This window comes from Pedobacter sp. (genome assembly GCF_041645105.1).
Classification (GTDB): domain Bacteria; phylum Bacteroidota; class Bacteroidia; order Sphingobacteriales; family Sphingobacteriaceae; genus Pedobacter.
The window spans coordinates 795490-812633 of sequence record NZ_JBAZQQ010000002.1 but is presented as its reverse complement, the minus strand read 5'-3'; the positions used below and the strand labels follow the sequence as shown (position 1 = coordinate 812633).

Here is a 17144-nt window from a genome sequence, read left to right as displayed (position 1 = left end):
AGGTTAAGAATAAATATTCAATTTTTAATGGCCATTATTACTTTAACAACAGATTTAGGTTCAAAAGATTTTTATCAGGCTGCCCTTAAGGGTAGTATACTGAGTATCTTGCCTTCAGCTACAATTGTTGATGTAACACACGAAGTGCCTTCGTTCAATATTTCTCATGCCGCCTTCGTTTTAAAAAACGTTTATCCTTACTTTCCAAAAGAGACCGTCCACCTTATTGGGATTGACTCTGTATATAGTCAGCATACAAAGTACATTGCTTTAAAATATAAAGATCATTATTTTGTGGGTGCTGACAATGGAATTTTTTCTTTGCTTTTTGATGAAAAACCTGATGAAGTTGTAGAGCTGAATATCATGCAGGATTTGAAATATCTACATTTTCCATTGGTTGATATTTTTGTGAAAGCAGCAACACAATTAGCAAAGGGTGCAAAATTAAAAGACATTGGTGTTCCTACAGAAAGTGTTGAAGAACGAATGCTGTTAAGCCCAGTTATTGAGCGCGACATCATCCGTGGAAGTGTGATCTATATTGACACATTCAGTAATGTCATTACCAATATTACTAAAGAATTATTCACGAAAATTCAACGGAACAGAGATTTTACTTTATATTTCAGAAAGAGCGAAACAATCAGTCAGCTCAGCTGGCATTACAACGAAGTACCAGAAGGAGAAAAACTCTGCTTGTTTGGCATTAGTAATCACTTAGAAATTGCCATAAACAAAGGTAAAGCAAGTGGCTTACTGGGCTTACACCTTAATGATATTGTTAGGGTCGAATTTCATTCTTAAAAATAAATATGTTAATCAGAATTGTCAAAATGCACTTTAATGCAGCATTTGTTAGCGAGTTCAGCACAATTTTTAAATCGGTACAACCGAAAATAGAATCATTTGATGGATGCTCGAGTGTACAATTGCTCCAGGACCAGAATGATCCTGAAATATTCTTTACGATTAGTCATTGGAACGATGAACAACATTTAAATGCTTATCGGCAATCCGATCTTTTCAAAACAACCTGGGCTGTTGTAAAGCCAAACTTTAAAGTGAAGGCTGAGGCATGGAGTTTGCTTGATACTTAGCAAACGGCGAAAAAATGGTTAAAAACTTATTTATCATCCTATTTGTCTGCATCAGCTTTGATGTGATGGCCTTAGGAGAACAAAGCCTGTCTTTGCAAGGCGATACCAGTGCATACCAAACACAACGTTTAAGGGTTAATGCTTTACTGGCAGAACGTAGTTCTAAATTTGGTCAATATGATGAAAGTCTGAATGCCCGCACTGGGATATTCGGATTTCAAACTAAGAGAGACATCAGAAACTCAAATGAAATTCTACGGCAGATTGTCTTGAATGACAACAATATCTTCAAAGAACTTAAGACGCTGATGGAATATAAAGATCTTGAGGTAACAGCGGTTAAAAATGATGCTAATCAAACCAGCGACAGGATTCAGAATTATAAACTAGCCATCAAAACATTACAAGATCAAAATGAAAAGCTTCATAAAGAAGCACAGTCGCATAAAGTAGGCCGCAATCTTTCAAATTTAGTTATTGCTTTTCTTGTTTTATCAATAGCAGCACTGATCTTGTTCTTTACAAGGAAAATAAAACGGATATCTTTAACAAACGACATCTTTAACATACGATAATGAAAAAGCAGTTTTTTAAAATACTGGTTAAGCTAAATAAGCTGTTATTGCCAAAACTATATAAGGTTGATCCAATGAAATTAACCAATGTACAGAAGGCCATACTTGGCTACAAATACTGGACGCTAACCAATTCTCTTTAGTTGAAATAACTGGTTAGCAGACCTACTAAAAATTTAGGCTCAACCCAGGTCGATTTTGGGGGCATTACACCTCCGGCATCAGCTACGGCTATAACCTGGGAAACAGATGTGGGGTACAAGACAAAAGCTACTGCAAATAATCCATTATCAACTTTAGTCTGCAAATCTGCAACCGCTGTTCTCCCCCCTTCAAATGTTAATCTGGCATCAGTTCTCGGATCTTTGATCTTCAATAAAGGTTCAAGAATAAAGTTCTGCAAAATACTCACGTCAAGTACATCAACAGGATTATGCGCATCATATATTTCGGGCTTTGGTAAAAGTATATACCATTGGCCCTTAAAATACATTCCTATTTTATGAAGAGCATCAGGCTTTATTGACTTTTCACTTTTTTCTACTATAAAAGAATGAGTTAAACCTGATAAAAAACCTTCATCACTTAATCCTCCTAGATCCCTTACTAATCTGTTAAATTCAAGTACCTTAACCTCATGGGTGTTCATATAGACTGTACTAAAATAATTGTACAGCTCAGTCCCCTGATGTTTTTTGCCACCCAGCATTTTCTTTTGCAGTCCCATTTTTGCCATTGAAGCAGCACGGTGATGTCCATCCGCTATATACACATCTGGCATATCAGCAAATGCTTTTACTACAGCATCAATGTCCTTTTTATCAGTTACAGCCCATATTTTATGCGCTGTACCATCAGTAAAACTAAAATCCAGTGTAGGTGTTTGCTCCAGATATTGATTTGTAATGCTATCGATAATTACATCAGGTTGATAAGTAATGAGTACCGGATTGGCATCCAGCCCTGTTTGTTGCAGATAATCCGCCAGTAATATTTCTCGTCGTTCAACTGTAGCTTCATGCTTTTTTATCCTGCCTTCCAAATAATCATCAATATGCGTTAATGTCCAGATTCCGGTTTGTAAAAAACCATCATGCTTAACCTGATAAATGTAAATAGCTGGTTCAGCATATTGCTGCAGGTATTTTTGTTCAATAAAACTTTCTAGATTCTCACTAATCTTTTTGAATATCAGCTCTTGTTTTGTCCCTCTTAAATATGGATTATCCAATTCAGGATCAATCAGATGTAAAAAGCTACATGCATTTTCAGAAGCAATTAAACGAGCTTCTCCCGTACTGTAATTTTCAAGCGGGCGCGTGACTACTGCCGATAGCAAAGGTCCTGCGGGCATAAATGCGCAGAAGGGTTTTATACAAGACATATTTGGTTAGAAACAAAAAAAGGGTACCCGATTTAATTGGGTACCCTTTATATAATTTTACTTATTTACTAAAGTGCTCAATAATTAATGAAGCCAGCTCAACGCCAATGCGTTCCTGAGCTTCATTAGTTGCAGCACCGATATGAGGCGTTAAAGATATTTTTGCGTGCTGTAAAATTGCAGTATCAGGAGTAGGTTCATTATCGAACACATCTAAACCAGCAAAAGCCAATTTACCGCTGTCTAAAGCCGCAATTAAAGCTGCCTCATCAATTGTTCCACCTCTAGAACAGTTAACTACACCAACACCTTGTTTCATTTTTGCAAACTCTTCTGCACCTAAAATAGGTTTATCAGCAAAAGGAGTATGTAAGCTAATGAAATCACTGTTTGCAATTACTTCATCCAATGATACCGTTTTGAAAGGAATTTCTACAGAAGCACCACCCTGGAAAGTTAAAGGTAAAGTACCTTCAGCAGGATAAAGATCATAAGCCAATACATTCATTCCTAATCTAAGGGCAACTTTAGCAGTTTCACGACCAATACGACCGAAACCGATGATACCCATAGTTTTACCTTGAAGCTCTACACCACCGGCATATGCTTTCTTCAAAGCATTGAACTTTGTAGCACCTTCAACTGGCATTTTTCTGTTAGAATCCTGTAAAAAACGGATACCAGTAAATAAATGTGCGAATACCAATTCAGCAACTGATAATGAAGATGCTGCAGGTGTATTTACTACTGCAATACCTTTGCTACGAGCATATTCTACATCAATATTATCCATACCAACACCACCTCTTCCAATCAATTTCAAGTTAGGTACCTGATCGATCAGCTCTTTACGTAGTTTGGTTGCACTTCTAACTGTAATGCCATCATAATTTTTCAAGGCTTCTACCAATTGATCCTGAGGAACAGTTTCGGTATCCACCACAAAACCGGCTTCTTCTAATAATTTTTTACCGATAGGATCAATCCCATCGTTAGCAAGAATCTTAATCATTTATTTATTTTATTTGTGGTTCTCTGCAAAAATCTGCATTAATTCTATTAGGGCGTGAACGCTTGTAATTGGCAAAGCATTGTACATTGATGCTCTGAAACCGCCTACACTTCTATGACCTTTTATGCCTTCGATACCATTTTCTTCAGCAAATTTAAGGAAAGGTTTTTCAAGCTCAGGGTTTTCCATTACGAAACAAACGTTCATTCTTGAACGATCCTCAACAGCACAAGTACCTTTAAACAAAGGATTTCTATCAATCTCTGTATATAAAGCTTTTGCTTTTGCGATGTTTTCTTTTTCAATTTCAGCAACACCACCCTTAGATTTTAACCATCTTAGGTTTAGCATAGCTACATAAATAGAAAATACCGGTGGAGTGTTGTACATTGAACCACCATCAATATGAACTTTATAATCCAGCATTGAAGGAATGTTTCTACCTGATTTACCTAAAATTTCATCTTTTACGATTGCAATTGTCAAGCCGGCAGGGCCAATATTTTTTTGTGCACCAGCGTAGATCAAGTCATACTGAGATACATCAATTACACGGCTCATAATGTCAGAAGACATATCACACACTACAGGAACTTTTGTTTCTGGTAAGCTAAACATTTCAGTTCCGTAAATAGTATTGTTAGAAGTACAGTGGAAATAAGCACTGTCTTCAGGGATGCTATAATCTTTTGGAACAAAAGTATAATTTGCATCTTTAGACGAAGCTACGATATTCGCTTTACCAAAGTTTTTCACTTCTTTGATTGCTTTATTTGCCCACACACCTGTTTCCAGATAAGCAGCAGTACCGCCCTCAGGCAATAGATTCATAGGAACCATAGCAAATTGTAAGCTTGCACCACCTTGTAACAATACAACGGAATAACCTGAAGGAACATTTAATAATTCTTTTACCAGATTTTCAGTCTCATTAACAACAGCTTCAAATTCTGATGTTCGGTGAGAGATTTCTAGGATAGACAGGCCGTCTTTGAAATCTAAAACAGCCCTTGATGCTTGCTTGAATACTTCCTGCGGTAAAATACAGGGTCCTGCGCCGAAATTATGTCTCATTTTTTATAGTAGTTTTATTGATGGTAAATGTAACATTTTTATGCCGTTTATCGTTTGGTTTTCTGAAACTTCATCACTAATTTCAGGTTGAGGCGCCTACCCGTTAAGTAGTTTGGAACAGCATATTGTACGTTATCAACATCCTTCAACCACAAATAAGAAACTGTATTATTAATATTTAGCAAATTAAATACTTCAACATATCCTGTAAACGAACTAAAATATTTCTCTAAGAAACTTGATTTTTTTACACTAAAATCATCTAAGAAGTCTTTAGAGAATCCAATATCTGCACGTTTGTAAGCTGGAATGTGAAAGTTGTCACTGTATTGTTGTGTAAGTGGTGATCCCACAGGCAGTTTGGTTCCAAAAAGCAAACTCAAATGAACTTTGTAAGTTGGACTATTTAACAAACGATCTTGAAAATATGCTGAGAAATTGATCCGCTGATCTGTAGGTCTTTTCATATAGCCATACGCATCATTTTTAATATCCTGGCTCGACTTCATCACGGATACTCTAAAATAGGACAGCAAGTCTTTCACAAACTCCCCTCCCAAACTAAAATCAGCTCCTAAAGTATAACCTTTCGCTTCCTGATCTGCCAGGTATTTCAGTCGCACATTATCCATCATATAAGGCACCAACCTGTCCATATATTTAAAATAAAGTTCCGAACTAAACTTTAAACGTGTTCCTAATCCATCAAATGCATAATCCAGTCCAGCCGAAGTATTATAAGCACGTTGAGCCCTTTGATTAAAATTAAGCAGTCCATTAAAATTTCTTATGCTTCTGTAATCTGGCGCCTGCTGGTATACACCTGCAGTAAAACGCAATATTTTATTATTACTAGCTGGACGGTAAGCAAGCAATAGCCGTGGACTTAATAAAAACTGATTGCTGAAATCATTAAAATTACCTCTAATCCCTAATTGCAGGTCAGTATTCGCTGATAATTGATAGCTATCCTGCACATATGCACTAAAATATTTTATACCCAATGTGTTTTTCACTGCAATCTGATCATTCTGATAAATACCTCCATCAGCCGGCAAAGCAGCCGTTATATTAAATTCATTTAAATTATCACTGTAATTTTTATAGTCAAATCTTAATCCCCATGAAAAAGTATGATTTTTAAAAGTTTGATCGGCTTTAAGTTTTGAACTAAAAAACTGCGAGGTAAGGGAGTTCATAGCATTGTTTAAATAGGTTCCTTCTCCCCTGTCTTTACCAAACTCATACCAGGCTTGCAGATCAATATGTTCCTTTTCATCTATTCTGAAATAGCTGTTTATCCATTTAATCACATAATTGGATTTGGGAATAAATTTAAAAGTCACCGCCCCTCCAGCAGTCTGATAATTATCCTTTTCCTCGCCCGCATAATCTACATTCATGCGCACCGATGTGTTCAAGGTGCCAAACTCAGTTACACGACTTTCCGGGATCAGTTTAAATGTTCCACTATTAAAATTCCCTAATAAGTTAAAGCTGAATTTATTTGATAGATTTTGATTGTAAATCAATTGTACATCTGTATAATTAGGATTGTAAACGCCTTTTGTATCCTGACTGTTTAATATTCCAGCATTATCTTTATACCGCAAACCCGCTAGCAAATAACTGTTCTTACTGATTATTTTTGAGCTAAACGACAGTCCCAGCAATCCTACATTTAAAGTTGCATTGCTACTGTCTGGACGATCGTATTTCACATCCAACACCGACGAAAGTTTATCACCATACCGGGCTTCAAAACCACCAGCAGAAAACTTTGCTGAACTGAGCAAATCCGGATTTATAAAACTTAAGCCTTCCTGTTGAGCATTTCTAATCATGACAGGTCTGTTAATTTCAACATCATTCACATATACCAGATTCTCATCAAAGCTACCGCCACGCACGCTATATTGACTACTCATTTCATTATTAGGCGATACTCCAGGCAGTGTTTTTAAAATCGCTTCAAAATTTCCGGAGACTGATGGCAGGTTCGCTGCATCAATAAGATTAATAGTAATACTGTTGCTTAACTGATTCTGCTTATTGGTAATAGTCACTTGTTCCAGCTCATTTGGATTCACAGCCAATACTATATCCTGCTTAATCCGGCCCGCTTTATTCTGACTTACGTTGACCAATACAGGATTATAACCTAATAGGGAATATTTAAGTGTAAAAACCTTCTTACTTGAATAAATATGATATGCACCATTTAGATCAGTTACAGTAGATTTACTTTGTCCCAATACATTAACAGTTACCTGCTGCAATGGTCGTTTTGATTCATCTGTTACCAGACCAGATATTTTAATCAGTGGTTGCGCAAACAGCTGCGTCACTCCCTGTAAAATAAAAATCAGCAACCAGCAAATCCTGAGCATTAATTATGGTTTATATTAAGATCAAAATACTAACTATGTTGTACCAATCTGCCCTCAACTTGTTTCAGTGCAGCAATCATTTCAGTTGGCGATGGTGCAGCAAATACAGCACTTCCTGCAACCAATACGTCAGCTCCTGCTTTTAACAATGAACCTGCATTGTGAACACCTATACCCCCATCTACTTCTATCAGCAATTCGGGATTTACCTGAGCGGCCATAGCTCTAAGTTCAGCAATCTTATTTAAAGAGTTAGAGATGAATTGTTGTCCGCCGAAGCCTGGGTTTACAGACATAATCAATACCATGTCCAGGTCAGCCAATATATCCCTTAGCAAAGTCACCGGTGTATGTGGATTTAATGCTACACCTGCTTTACAACCCGCTGCATGAATTGCCTGCATTGTTCTATGCAAATGTGTACAAGCCTCATAATGCACAGTAATAATAGCAGCTCCTGCATCAGCAAAACGTTCGATATACTGATCCGGATTAACAATCATCAAATGCACGTCCAAAGGTTTCTTTGCATGTCTTTTGATTGCTTCAATAACCGGGAAACCAAAAGAAATATTAGGTACAAATACGCCATCCATCACATCCACATGAAACCAGTCGGCCTGACTTGAATTGATCATTTCAATATCACGCTGTAAGTTTGCAAAGTCTGCTGCAAGTACGGATGGTGCGATAAGGTGTGGCATATTATTGAAGGTTTTAGATATTATCAGTTACGGGAAATGTAAAGATAAAAAAATATGCCATGTAATAAAAAACCCCGCTAATTGCGGGGTTCTTCATATTTAATTCAGCTGTAAATTAAGCTGGTTTTACTTCAGCATTAGCAGCTTCTGGTCTTGGTGGACGAGGCAATAATGCTTTTCTTGAAAGCTTCATTTTACCTTGTTTATCAACATCCAAAAGTTTAACCTGGATTTTATCACCTTCTTTAAGCACACCATCCATAGTTTCTAAACGCTCCCATGCAATCTCAGAGATATGCAATAGACCGTCTTTACCTGGCATGATCTCAACAAATGCACCAAATGGCATGATAGATTTTACTTTACCATCATAAGTTGCACCGATTTCCGGTTTAGCAGCGATAGCATTGATACGTGCAACAGCAGCATCAATTGCAGCTTTATTATCAGCAAAAATTTCAACGATACCTTTGTTACCAACTTCTTCGATAGAGATCGATGCGCCGGTTTCGCGTTGCATTTCCTGAATAATTTTACCACCTGGGCCAATTACTGCACCAATAAATTCTTTATCAATACTTAAAGAAACGATACGTGGAGCATGGTCTTTATAATCCTCACGAGGAGCAGAAATCGTTTTCTTCATCTCATTTAAGATGTGTAAACGAGCTTCTTTAGCCTGGTTTAAAGCATTTGTTAATACTTCCCATTTCAAGCCATTGATTTTTAAGTCCATCTGACAAGCTACAATACCTTTTTCAGTACCCGTAACTTTAAAGTCCATATCACCTAAATGATCTTCATCACCTAGAATATCAGAAAGGATAGCATATTTACCAGTTTTCTCATCGGTAATTAATCCCATTGCGATACCTGATACAGGAGCTTTGATTTTAATACCAGCATCCATAAGTGCTAAAGTACCTGCACAAACAGTAGCCATTGACGAAGAACCGTTAGATTCCAAAATATCAGAAACGATACGGATTGTATAAGGATTTTCTTCCAATCCAGGTAATACTTTCTTTAAAGAGCGCATTGCCAGGTTACCGTGACCGATTTCGCGGCGACCAGCACCTCTGTTCGGACGAACCTCACCAGTTGAGAAACCAGGGAAGTTATAGTGTAAAAGGAATTTGTTATATCCATTGATGAAAGCACCATCAATCATTTGCTCATCATCTTTAGAACCTAAAGTAACTGTAGTTAATGATTGAGTTTCACCACGAGTAAATACAGCAGAACCGTGAGCAGCAGGCAAGTAACCAACTTCACTCCAGATCGGGCGTACTGTGCGTGAATCACGACCATCTAAACGAATTCCTTCGTCTAATACCAGGTTACGGATTGCATCATATTGTACATCATGGAAATATTTCTTAGCTAAGAAACCAGTTACATCATCAATATCCTCACCTAGAGTAGCGATGAAATCCATTAAGATTGCACCAAATGCATCACCACGCTCACCTTTACTAGTATTGCTTTTTGCAATAGCATATACTTTATCATAAGTAGCAGCAAATACTTGTTCTCTTAATTCAGGATTGCTGTCTTCATGAGAATAAGTACGTTTTACTGTTTTACCTACTAATTCAGTAAGTTCTTTTTGAGCCTGAACCTGAATTACGATTGCTTTATGAGCAAACTCGATTGCTTCCACCATTTCAGCTTCAGAAATCTCATCACACTCACCTTCCACCATTACGATATCATTTTCAGTACCTGCAACAAGGAATTCCATTGTAGCGCGTTCTAAATCAGAAACGTAAGGGTTAATTACAAGATTACCATCAATTTTAGCTACACGTACTTCAGAGATTGGTCCGTTAAAAGGAATATCTGAAACCGCGATAGCAGCAGAAGCTGCTAAACCAGCTAAACAGTCTGGCATTATATTTTTATCAGAAGATATTAACGAGATCATCACCTGCGTATCAGAGTGATAATCTTCAGGGAACATTGGGCGTAATGCACGGTCAACCAAACGAGAGATTAAAACCTCATAGTCTGACAACCTAGCCTCACGGCGAAGAAAGCCACCTGGAATACGGCCGGCAGCAGCATATTTCTCCTGATAATCTACCGATAAAGGTAAAAAATCAACACCTGCTTTTGCTCCAACAGTTGATACTACAGTTGCTAAAAGCATGGTATCACCCATCCTTACCACTACTGAACCATCTGCCTGTTTCGCTAATTTACCTGTTTCAATTTCGATTGTTCTTCCATCGCCCAGATCGAACGATTTTTTTATTACATTCATTTAATAATTGTTGTGGTGCATTTTCCTCTTTCGATACACCTTGTTTATATATACTTTTTTTAGTTTTTCAAATTTAGGATAAAACTCAAACAATTTTACCATACAAAGTAAAAAAGCCATCCTAAAAGAATGGCTTTTTTTGATAAAGCAGACTATTTGTTGTCTTTCGACCCCAATGGCTTAATGATATCTCTTAAACCTAAGTTCTTGATGATAGCACGATAGCGCTCAATATCTTTTTTAAACAGGTACGCCAAAATACCACGACGTTTACCTACTAATTTCTGTAGTGCTAACTGAGTAGAGAAATCTTTACGATTTTTCTTTAAATGCTCTGTTAAGTGCGCAATACGGTATGTAAATAACGCTACTTGACCTTCTGCAGAACCCGTGTTTGTTTCTACTTCGCCGTGTTTTTTGAAAATGTCGGCTTTTACTTCTTTACTTAAATACATTCTTGAATGATACTAAAGTTGTTATAAATTAATTAATTGGGTGCAAAGATAAGGTATGTTTTAATGATTAACAAGAAAATAAAAACCCTACTTTTGAGGCATCAATATATTAGCATGGAAAAGAATCAATATAGCATATTCGAGAGTGAATTAAAAGTACGTCCGGATGATATAGACATGTTTAACCATGTGCACAACAGCAAATACTTTGATTATGTACTTGCTGCCCGTTACGATCAGATGGCCGAATTCTATAAAATGCCGATGGAATCTTTTTTAGAAAGCGGTTATGGCTGGGTAGTACGTACTGCGTTGGTTGATTTTAAAAGACCGTTGGTATTAGGTGATATAATTCTGATCCGTACCGGAATCCTTACAATTAACGAAAAAGGTTGCAGGGTACAATTCGAAATAGAAAACAAACGCAGCAAGAAAATAGCTTCTGATGGTTGGTTTGACTATGTAATGATTGATACCAATACGGGCAGAGGATGCAAGGTAAATGAAGAAATGATCAAAGCTTACAGCATTTAAAAAATATTTCTATATTTGCTTTCTAACAAAACCGCAAAACGATGAAGATCATTGCAGTCCGTTTGAGGTTCTAATTACCGAGGACTCCATTTTCCCGCCCCACATCGATACCAGCATTTCCTGCTGGCAATAGGTTTTATACATTACTTTTTCATTTTTTATGCCAGAACAACAAACAGCTTCCATGGGCAAGCTATCTCAAATTTTATCACTTTTAAAACAAGCCTTTAAAGGCGAAGACCTTGATTTCACACAAGGCAGTATGCGTCGAGCAGTACTCCTTTTAGCGATTCCAATGATGTTGGAAATGGCAATGGAGTCTGTGTTTGCGTTGGTCGACCTCTACTTTGTTGGCCATCTACACAACAGCAGCCATGCTATACAAACCGTAGGCCTTACAGAATCGGTACTTACCGTAATATATTCCCTTGCCATAGGTATGAGTATGGCTGCAACTGCAGTTGTAGCCCGTCGGGTGGGCGAAAAAAATCCTGAAGCAGCTGGTAAAGCCGGTATGCAAGCCATTTTTGTTGCCGTATGTATCAACATTCTGATCAGCATCCTCGGGTTGATCTACGCTACTGATATATTGCTATTGATGGGTGCATCAATGGAAACAGCTATACAGGGCACCCCATTTATGCGCATCATGATGGGTGGCAGTGTGATCATTGTATTGTTATTTCTGATTAACGGAATTTTCAGAGGTGCCGGTAATGCTGCTATTGCCATGAAAAGCTTATGGATAGCTAATATTGCGAACATCATTTTATGTCCGGTACTGATCAATGGCCTTGGCCCTATCCCCGCTTTTGGCTTAACTGGTGCAGCTATGGCTACAACCATCGGTAGAAGTATAGGTGTATGTTACCAATTGTATCATTTATTTAATGGCAAAGGAGTTTTAAAAATCAAACTTGCTTATTTAAAACCACATTGGGAACAAATTAAAGCCTTATTAAAAATCGCTACCCCTGCTATTTTCCAATTTGTTATTGCTTCCTGCAGCTGGATATTTTTGGCACAACTGGTAGCAACTACAGGTGGCGATCATGGTTCGGCCGGCTACCAAACAGCATTGCGTTTAATGATGTTTTTTATGTTACCAGCCTGGGGTATGAGTAATGCAGCAGCAACGCTGGTAGGCCAAAATTTGGGTGCCAAACAATTACTACGTGCGGAGCAATCGGTGATGAAAACTGCCAAGTATATCGTGATCTATATGGTTATCGTTATGCTATTCACATTTGCGAGTGGCAGATTCTTCATATCATTTTTCACCAACGACAAGCTCATCCAGGATGTAGCTGTCAATGCTTTACAAATTATGAGTATAGGTTATATCTGTTATGGAATCGGAATGGTACTGATCAGTACCTTTAATGGTGCCGGCGATACCTGGACACCTACATGGGTTAATCTATTTGGATTCTGGCTATTCCAGATCCCCTTAGCCTATGTACTAGCCAAATACTTTGAACTTGGCCCAACAGGCGTATTCATTGCAATACCAGTTGCGGAAACCGGCATTGCAATAGCTGGTTACATCCTGTTTAAAAAAGGTAAATGGAAAACGATTAAGGTTTAGGGTCATACCCTAAACCTGGCGTTAGCCAATGCATCAGGATAACCCTTGAGTAACGGTAATTAAAAGGCGCCAGCAAAAGCACACCTAACAATATAATTCCGGCGTAAAGCCATAAGTTTTCATAAACCAATTCAAGGCCAAGTATATAAGCTGCAACAGCAATAGTAATCATCTCCGCTACGTTCATGGCATAACTAACAAACATCGCTACATAATAATATCCAGGTTCCCGCTCAAAGCGCAGGTTGCAAACCGGGCAAAACTCGTTTGCACCCTGTCCTTTTAAAGAATACATTTTCCGCGAGAAAATCTCACCTTCTCTGCACCGTGGACATTTACATTGTATAACTGCGTCTAATTTTGATATCGGTTTCATCTCTCTTCTTATTATCTGTTACCTCGTTATTGTTATCTGAGACAAAGATACTGAACCTAAAACATACCATTTATGATATAGATCATATTTAAATCTTAACGATCTTTCCTTTCCTTAGTTTTAAAGCTTTTTCTGCCGCCAGTTTCTTTACAATCCGAATTACAGTCTCCACCCTTAAGCCACTCATATCGGCCAAATGCTGCCTTGTAATATCCAACACAGCATTTTTTTCAATATTTTTGAGTAGATAATTGATAAGAGTAACGACACGATGTTCTGCCTGCTCATTAGCCAATTCTTCCAACATCATCGATTTGTAAAATAAGCGATCACTTAAGGTTTTGATCATTTCCAGGCTAAAAGAGCGTTCCTCATCCAGCAATTCAAAGAATTGAGCTTTGTCGACCGTTATAATTTCGGCATCCCTGCTCACAATGGTATAAGCCAGGTACGGTTTATCGATCATTAATGCCGGTTCACCAAAATACTGGTTTGCTTTAAAAATCCCCTGTATAAACTCCTTGCCATCATCATTTACAGTGACCATTCTCACCTCTCCACTTTTGATAAAATACACCGCTTTAGGCTGTAAACCAGGCTCGTAAATTACTGTTCCCTTTTTATAAAGAACTGGTCGATAGTGATTATTTAAGAGGTATTTTATGATCATAGGTCAGGTATTTTGGCCTCCTCGAAGTTAAGCATAGCAAATTAAAAATACCTATTACTAGGTATTTTTAAAGCAATCTATATAATATAACTTTGACGAGAAAAAATTAAATTTTAAACACTAGAGTATGCAAACAAACTTTACTAAAAATTCATTACTTCTACTAATTAGCTTTACTATCTGCATGTTAGGTACAGTAAAAGCTCAAGAAAGCACCACAGCAGAAGATGGAAAAAACATCGTTAAATGGAACGTCCCGGCAGTTGCCTTAAAAAATTACTCCTTTCAATATGAGCGTGCCATTGGCAAAAAAATGTCGGTAGCGCTTGGTGTACGTTTTGCGCCTAAGTCAAACGTTCCCTTTTCCTCACAACTAGAGAAGGCAATTGACGATCCGGAAACATGGAACAGCATTAAGGATTTTAAAACAGGAAACATCGCTATTACACCTGAATTCAGGTACTATATGGGCAAAGGTGTATTCAGAGGCTTTTATGTAGCTCCATTCGTAAGATATGCTAAATATAATGCAGAGGTTCCGTTTAATTTCGAAGTTGAAGTTGAAGACAATAGTACTACCCCCCCTACAACTCTTAGAAGAGAAGAGCAAATTTTCCTTAGCGGTGATGTAACTACCTTAACAGCAGGTTTAATGATCGGTGCACAGTGGAAACTAAGCAAACTGGTTTACCTGGATTGGTGGATTTTAGGCGGTAGTTATGGTACTTCTTCAGGTAGCATTTCTGGCAAAAGCAAAAATGGATTTGATGCTGATGAGCAACAAGCGTTAAGAGATGCGTTAGCTGATCTGGATGAACTTCCATTAGTTAAAACAAAATACACTGTTGATAGCGAAGGGGCTAAAGTTGACTTTGATGGTCCTTGGGCAAATATTAGGGCCGGATTAAGTATTGGTTTTAGATTCTAATAATAACCCGCTTTTCGTCTGGCTGACGATTTACAAGAAAATAAAAAAGCGTGGCGCAAATATGTGCCACGTTTTTTTATGTGTAAAAACCACTCCTATCCGATTGTTTCGCGAATTAGTTTGGTATAAAAATCATTCAGTTTCATTCCTGCAGCAGCAACCTGTTGAGGTATAAAACTTGTGGCAGTTTGTCCAGGTATCGTATTGATCTCGATGAAATAGAAATCACCTTCATCTTCCGTTAGAATAAAATCTATACGAACAACTCCGCTACAATTCAGCTTCAGATAAACAGCTTTTGCAATCTCCTCTACCCTTGCACGGGTTTCCGCTCTTATTGGTGCTGGTGTAGTCTCTGTGGCCACACCAGGCGTATACTTAGCTTCAAAATCAAAAAACTCTTTAGCAGTTTCAACTTCAGTAACAGGTAGTACCACGATCTTTCCATCCAGTTTAACCACCCCCACAGTAAACTCTCTTCCAGAAATAAACTCTTCAATCAGCACCTGATCATCCTCTTTAAAAGCTTTTTCTATAGCCACCTGTAAATCACTCGGATGGTTAACTTTGCTCATACCGATGCTGCTGCCACCATTATTTGGCTTAACAAAGTAAGGCGTATTCAAGTCTTTCTTCAGTTGATCAATACTATACTCAGTATTTTTAAAAATCTGTGCAGACTTAGCAATATTCAATTGGGGAATACCATTAACAATTGCTTTAGTATAACCTTTATTCATGGTTACTGCCGATGTTAGCGCATCACAAGTAGTATAAGGAAGATCGAGCATATCGAAATACCCTTGTAATTTCCCATCCTCTCCCGGAGCACCATGAATAGCAATAAACACACCATCAAAAGTGATTTTCTTTCCTTTAACGGTTATAGAGAAGTCGTTTCTGTCTACCTCAATTTTCACTGAACCTTCCGGTTCATAGAACCAGCCTTGCTGAGTAAGCATAATTTTATATACTTCAAACTTATCCGGATCTAAATTCTGAGCGATCGTAGCTGCGCTTTTAACCGAGACTACCCACTCTCCGGTAGTTCCACCGGTTAGTAATGCTATTATTTTTTTCATTGGAATCATAAATTTATTATTCAATGGTAATGAAGCTTGCAAAGCTTTTTCATTGTGTTTTATAAGTAGTAAGCTTATGCAGGTTTCATTATTAAGCGTATTAAAGGAGTAGACAGGTACTCCAGGTTGTACGCACAAATATAAATTAGTTGATGGAGATGTTATTTTAATTCCATTAAAATATTTTTTTAGCCTAAATTTGGCCCCTACACCTTAAAAGAAAACAATCAATATGGGCAAATTCATATCTTATTTAAAGACTTCCTCATTCAGAAACAACATTATTGCTGCCGTGCTTACCGTTGTAGTGCTATTGATGGTCGCTTTCTTTAGTTTAAGATATTATACCAAACATGGACAAGGTTTAAATGTACCCGAACTAAAAGGACTTGCTTTTACGCAAGCCGTAGAGAAGCTTGAGGCTTTAGGTTTACGTTATCAGGTAGATTCTGTTTATATTATGGACTCCCCTCCGGGCATGGTTATCGATCAGGATCCTGTAGCGAATACTTTTGTTAAAGATAACCGTACAATTTACCTGACTATAAATACAGCCTTAGCCCCTAATGCAAAATTTCCTGATGTAGAATTGAAATCGCTAACAGAAGCACAAGCACTGATTGAAAGTTTTGGCCTAAAAATTGGAGATACCACTTACAAACCTGATATGAGTCGCGATGTGGTATTGCAAGCTTCATTTGGCGGTCAACCTATTAAAGCTGGAGAAAGCTTACCTAAAGGTTCAAGAATAGATCTTGTACTGGGCGATGGTAAAGGAAATGAAGAAGTAGAGATTCCTTCTTTAATTGGTTTAACCAAAGATGAGGCTTTGTTTGCACTTAGAAGCGGTGCAAGATTAAACCTTGGTATCATCAGCTATGAGGGAAATATCACTGACTCAACGACTGCAGTAGTAGTAAGACAAGATCCTTTTGCTACTGATTCATTAATCAAGGTTAAGATTGGCACTCCAGTAAACATCACCCTTTCCAACAAATAATATTTT

The 17144-nt window shown here is 37.7% G+C and carries 18 protein-coding genes; 8 read left to right on the top strand and 10 right to left on the bottom strand.

What is annotated here, in order from left to right; translation table 11 throughout:
* Positions 1-27: 27 nt before the first annotated feature.
* The 4 genes from WC623_RS09730 to WC623_RS09715 are packed head-to-tail and all read left to right on the top strand — an operon-like array spanning position 28 to position 1818.
* Positions 28-807, top strand: coding sequence for an SAM-dependent chlorinase/fluorinase (locus WC623_RS09730; RefSeq protein WP_349787491.1), 780 nt, complete (start codon positions 28-30; stop codon positions 805-807).
* Between the two features lie 8 nt (positions 808-815).
* Positions 816-1100 (top strand): putative quinol monooxygenase, encoded by a 285-nt coding sequence (locus WC623_RS09725; RefSeq protein ID WP_372850401.1) that lies wholly within the window; start codon positions 816-818, stop codon positions 1098-1100.
* A gap of 14 nt (positions 1101-1114) precedes the next feature.
* The gene (locus WC623_RS09720; RefSeq protein WP_372850399.1) at positions 1115-1675 is read left to right on the top strand and encodes a hypothetical protein; all 561 of its coding nucleotides are present in this window, start codon (positions 1115-1117) and stop codon (positions 1673-1675) included.
* Positions 1675-1818: a hypothetical protein gene (locus tag WC623_RS09715; protein ID WP_372850397.1), complete on the top strand. Its 144-nt coding sequence runs from the start codon at positions 1675-1677 to the stop codon at positions 1816-1818. Before WC623_RS09720 ends, WC623_RS09715 begins: the two co-directional genes overlap by 1 nt.
* Here WC623_RS09715 and WC623_RS09710 read toward each other — a convergent pair.
* From WC623_RS09710 to rpsO, 7 genes are all read right to left on the bottom strand, one after another.
* Positions 1815-3059, bottom strand: a complete 1245-nt coding sequence (locus WC623_RS09710) for a DUF1015 domain-containing protein (protein WP_372850395.1) — start codon at positions 3057-3059, stop codon at positions 1815-1817. The two genes, WC623_RS09715 and WC623_RS09710, sit on opposite strands and share 4 nt — an antisense overlap.
* A 61-nt stretch (positions 3060-3120) precedes the next feature.
* Complete coding sequence (locus WC623_RS09705; protein WP_372850393.1) at positions 3121-4071, bottom strand: D-2-hydroxyacid dehydrogenase; 951 nt, start codon at positions 4069-4071, stop codon at positions 3121-3123.
* A 9-nt stretch (positions 4072-4080) separates the two neighbouring features.
* Entirely contained in the window at positions 4081-5145 is a 1065-nt protein-coding gene (serC, locus tag WC623_RS09700) for a 3-phosphoserine/phosphohydroxythreonine transaminase (RefSeq protein ID WP_372850391.1), read from the bottom strand.
* A 47-nt stretch (positions 5146-5192) separates the two neighbouring features.
* Positions 5193-7535 carry a carboxypeptidase-like regulatory domain-containing protein gene (locus WC623_RS09695; RefSeq protein WP_372850389.1) on the bottom strand — a complete coding sequence of 781 codons (2343 nt, stop codon included), beginning with the start codon at positions 7533-7535 and terminating at the stop codon, positions 5193-5195.
* A 29-nt stretch (positions 7536-7564) separates the two neighbouring features.
* Entirely contained in the window at positions 7565-8239 is a 675-nt protein-coding gene (rpe, locus tag WC623_RS09690) for a ribulose-phosphate 3-epimerase (RefSeq protein ID WP_372850387.1), read from the bottom strand.
* A 115-nt stretch (positions 8240-8354) separates the two neighbouring features.
* Positions 8355-10505, bottom strand: coding sequence for a polyribonucleotide nucleotidyltransferase (pnp, locus tag WC623_RS09685; RefSeq protein ID WP_372850385.1), 2151 nt, complete (start codon positions 10503-10505; stop codon positions 8355-8357).
* Between the two features lie 152 nt (positions 10506-10657).
* Positions 10658-10960, bottom strand: a complete 303-nt coding sequence (gene rpsO / locus WC623_RS09680) for a 30S ribosomal protein S15 (protein WP_372850383.1) — start codon at positions 10958-10960, stop codon at positions 10658-10660.
* Positions 10961-11074: 114 nt separating this feature from the next.
* On the opposite strand from rpsO, the gene WC623_RS09675 reads away from it, so the two are divergent.
* Together WC623_RS09675 and WC623_RS09670 are read left to right on the top strand one after the other, a co-directional pair.
* Positions 11075-11494: an acyl-CoA thioesterase gene (locus WC623_RS09675; protein WP_372850381.1), complete on the top strand. Its 420-nt coding sequence runs from the start codon at positions 11075-11077 to the stop codon at positions 11492-11494.
* A gap of 160 nt (positions 11495-11654) precedes the next feature.
* Positions 11655-13082: an MATE family efflux transporter gene (locus tag WC623_RS09670; protein WP_372850379.1), complete on the top strand. Its 1428-nt coding sequence runs from the start codon at positions 11655-11657 to the stop codon at positions 13080-13082.
* Here the strand turns inward: WC623_RS09670 and WC623_RS09665 are convergent.
* Entirely contained in the window at positions 13072-13458 is a 387-nt protein-coding gene (locus WC623_RS09665; protein ID WP_372850377.1) for a DUF983 domain-containing protein, read from the bottom strand. The two genes, WC623_RS09670 and WC623_RS09665, sit on opposite strands and share 11 nt — an antisense overlap.
* 88 nt (positions 13459-13546) lie before the next feature.
* Positions 13547-14128 carry a Crp/Fnr family transcriptional regulator gene (locus tag WC623_RS09660; protein WP_372850375.1) on the bottom strand — a complete coding sequence of 194 codons (582 nt, stop codon included), beginning with the start codon at positions 14126-14128 and terminating at the stop codon, positions 13547-13549.
* A 127-nt stretch (positions 14129-14255) separates the two neighbouring features.
* Here WC623_RS09660 and WC623_RS09655 point away from each other — a divergent pair, with 127 nt between their 5' ends.
* A complete protein-coding gene (locus tag WC623_RS09655) occupies positions 14256-15056 on the top strand; it encodes a DUF3575 domain-containing protein (protein WP_372850373.1) in 801 nt (266 codons plus the stop codon).
* Positions 15057-15151: 95 nt separating this feature from the next.
* Here WC623_RS09655 and WC623_RS09650 read toward each other — a convergent pair whose 3' ends face one another.
* Positions 15152-16138: a D-alanine--D-alanine ligase gene (locus tag WC623_RS09650; RefSeq protein WP_372850371.1), complete on the bottom strand. Its 987-nt coding sequence runs from the start codon at positions 16136-16138 to the stop codon at positions 15152-15154.
* A 232-nt stretch (positions 16139-16370) separates the two neighbouring features.
* Here WC623_RS09650 and WC623_RS09645 point away from each other — a divergent pair, with 232 nt between their 5' ends.
* Positions 16371-17138, top strand: coding sequence for a PASTA domain-containing protein (locus WC623_RS09645; RefSeq protein WP_372850369.1), 768 nt, complete (start codon positions 16371-16373; stop codon positions 17136-17138).
* The last annotated feature ends 6 nt before the right edge of the window (positions 17139-17144 follow it).